The sequence below is a fragment of the Psychromonas sp. B3M02 genome (assembly GCF_003318165.1).
Taxonomy (GTDB): Bacteria; Pseudomonadota; Gammaproteobacteria; order Enterobacterales; family Psychromonadaceae; genus Psychromonas.
Window position 1 is genome coordinate 1 of sequence record NZ_QOCB01000120.1, and the last position, 3,180, is coordinate 3,180.

Consider the following 3,180-nt stretch of genomic DNA (forward strand, 5'->3'; position numbering starts at 1 on the left):
GTTATTTACTAAGTCTGTTTTTACCAAATCATCTTAATAAAGCACTTTTAAAGATTTTAAATTTATTAAACTTTGGAGAAATATATGACTGTAAGCAATGTCACTGAACTAAATGCAATGGTTGCTCGAGTGAAAGCAGCACAAAAAGAATTTGCAAACTACTCACAGGAGCAAGTTGACAAAATTTTCCGCGCCGCTTCATTAGCCGCATCTACAGCACGTATCGAGCTTGCTAAAATGGCTGCTACTGAATCAGGTATGGGTATTATGGAAGATAAAGTGATCAAAAACCACTTTGCTTCTGAATTCATTTACAACAAATACAAAGATGAATTAACTTGTGGTGTGATTGACCGTAACGAAGAAGGCGGCACTATCACAATTGCAGAGCCAGTAGGTATCGTGTGTGCAATCGTACCAACAACTAACCCAACATCTACTGCTATCTTTAAAGCATTAATCTCACTTAAAACACGTAATGGCTGTATCTTTTCACCACATCCACGTGCTAAAAATGCAACTAACTTTGCCGCTAAAATTGTATTAGACGCAGCAATCAAAGCAGGTGCACCAAAAGATATTATTGGTTGGATTGATGTACCTTCAGTAGAACTATCAAATAAACTAATGAAACATGACGACATCAACCTTATCCTTGCAACCGGTGGCCCAGGCATGGTTAAAGCGGCTTACTCTTCAGGTAAACCAGCAATCGGTGTTGGCGCGGGTAACACACCTGTTGTTATTGATGAAACTGCAGATATCAAACGTGCTGTTTCTTCTATCTTAATGTCTAAAACATTCGATAACGGCGTTATCTGTGCTTCTGAGCAAGCAGCGATTGTTGTTGAATCAATTTACGACGAAGTAAAAGCACGTTTCGCTAAATACGGTGCAGCAGTACTAAACAAAGCAGATGCTGAGAAAGTACGCAAAGTGTTACTTATCGATGGTGCACTTAATGCAAAAATCGTAGGTCAGCCAGCATACAAAATTGCAGCATTAGCTGGTGTTAAAGTACCAACATCAACTAAGATCTTAATCGGTGAAGGTTTAGAAGCATCTTGGGATGATGAGTTCGCACACGAAAAACTATCTCCAACATTAGGTCTATTTAAAGCAAAAGACTTTGAAGATGCAGTACGTCAAGCAGGCATCGTATTAGATATCGGTGGTGTTGGTCATACTTCAGTACTTTACACAGACCAAGATGCGAATGCAGACCGTATCGCTTACTTTGGCGATAAAATGAAAACAGCACGTATCTTAGTGAATACACCTTCTTCTCACGGTGGTATTGGTGACCTTTACAACTTCGAATTAGCACCTTCTTTAACACTAGGTTGTGGTTCATGGGGTGGTAATGCTATCTCTGAAAACGTAGGTCCAAAACACCTTATCAACAAGAAAATTGTAGCTAAGCGAGCAGAAAATATGTTGTGGCATAAACTACCAAAATCTATCTACTTCCGTCGTGGCGCACTTCCTGTTGCAATGACTGACCTAGAAGGCAAAAAACGTGCATTAATCGTAACAGACCGCTTCTTATTCAATAACGGTTACATTGACGATTTACGTAGCATCTTAAAAGAAAAAGGCATGGAAGTAGAAGTGTTCCATGAAGTAGAAGCAGACCCAACATTAGCAGTAGTACAAGCAGGTGCAGCAGCATGTTTAAGCTACCAACCTGATGTGATTCTAGCAGTGGGTGGAGGTTCACCAATGGATGCAGCGAAAATCATGTGGGTAATGTACGAGCACCCAGAAACTGACTTTGAAGATTTATCTATGCGCTTTATGGATATCCGTAAACGTATCTACAAATTCCCTAAAATGGGTTCAAAAGCAGAGTTAGTATGTATCACTACTACATCTGGTACAGGTTCTGAAGTAACACCTTTCGCTGTTGTTACTGATGAAAAAACAGGTCAAAAATACCCATTAGCGGATTACGAACTAACACCAAACATGGCTGTTGTTGATGCAAACCTAGTAATGGATATGCCTAAATCACTATGTGCATTCGGTGGTTACGATGCAGTGACTCACGCAATGGAAGCTTATGTGTCAGTACTAGCAAACGAATACTCTGACGGCCATGCTTTACAAGCACTTAAAATGTTAAAAGAGTACTTACCAAGCTCTTACAAAAACGGCAAGAAAGACCCAATTGCACGTGAGAAAGTACATAACGCAGCAACAATCGCAGGTATGTCATTTGCCAATGCATTCCTAGGTGTTTGTCACTCAATGGCGCACAAACTAGGTGCTGAGTTCCACATTCCACACGGTTTAGCAAATGCGTTATTAATCTCGAATACAATTCGTTACAACGCAACAAACAACCCGACTAAACAAACTGCATTCTCACAGTACGATCGCCCTAAAGCACGTGCTCGTTATGCAGAAGTAGCTGCGCACTTAGGCTTCACTGAAGGTAACACTGAAGATAAACTAAATGCCCTACTAAACTGGTTAGACGAGTTAAAAGTAGCACTAGATATTCCACTATCAATTCAAGCTGCAGGTGTTAACGAAGCTGAATTCATGGCAAAAGTGGATAAACTAGCTGAAGATGCGTTTGATGACCAATGTACAGGTGCAAACCCACGTTACCCATTAATCGGCGAGCTAAAAGAAGTATTAATCGCTTCTTACTACGGTAAAGCTTACGCAGACGTTGTAGACGCACCTGAAGTTGAAGTAAAAGCAGAAGTAAAAGAAGAGAAAAAAGTAGCGGCTAAAAAAGTGAAAGAATTAGTTAGCTAATCCACTCCCTTCAAACAGCATTATCAAGCCTGCTTTTAGCAGGCTTTTTTGTGTTTAGCGTTCGATAAAAAATGCATATTAAAAATATAATGAAGGTAAACAGTCTTGTAGGAACATTAAAGCAGGAATTCTAAATATGGAATTTTTGAATTTAAGAAAAGATGGCAGAAATAAGGGTTCACAGGAGTTAGGTGAACAATAGACCATAGTTTTATTGTCCTAAAAACTAAGCAGTTAATGTTATCTATCAATAACAAATAACCTTCCACTGAGTTTCCCACATAACGAATCGCTTTAGTAAAACCAAAGGCAATAAACATCAAATCGAGTTATACCAATTGTATTAAATAACTGATCTAGATTTTGCGCCGGAAAAATGGCTTAGTTTGAGGCGTAAGTTGATGTAAATGG

Annotated in this window: 1 protein-coding gene; it reads left to right on the forward strand. The window is 39.3% G+C overall.

Annotated features, from left to right (window positions below):
* The first annotated feature begins 84 nt into the window (after positions 1–84).
* A complete protein-coding gene (gene adhE / locus DS885_RS13550; RefSeq protein WP_113819958.1) occupies positions 85–2,769 on the forward strand; it encodes a bifunctional acetaldehyde-CoA/alcohol dehydrogenase in 2,685 nt (894 codons plus the stop codon).
* Positions 2,770–3,180: the final 411 nt, after the last annotated feature.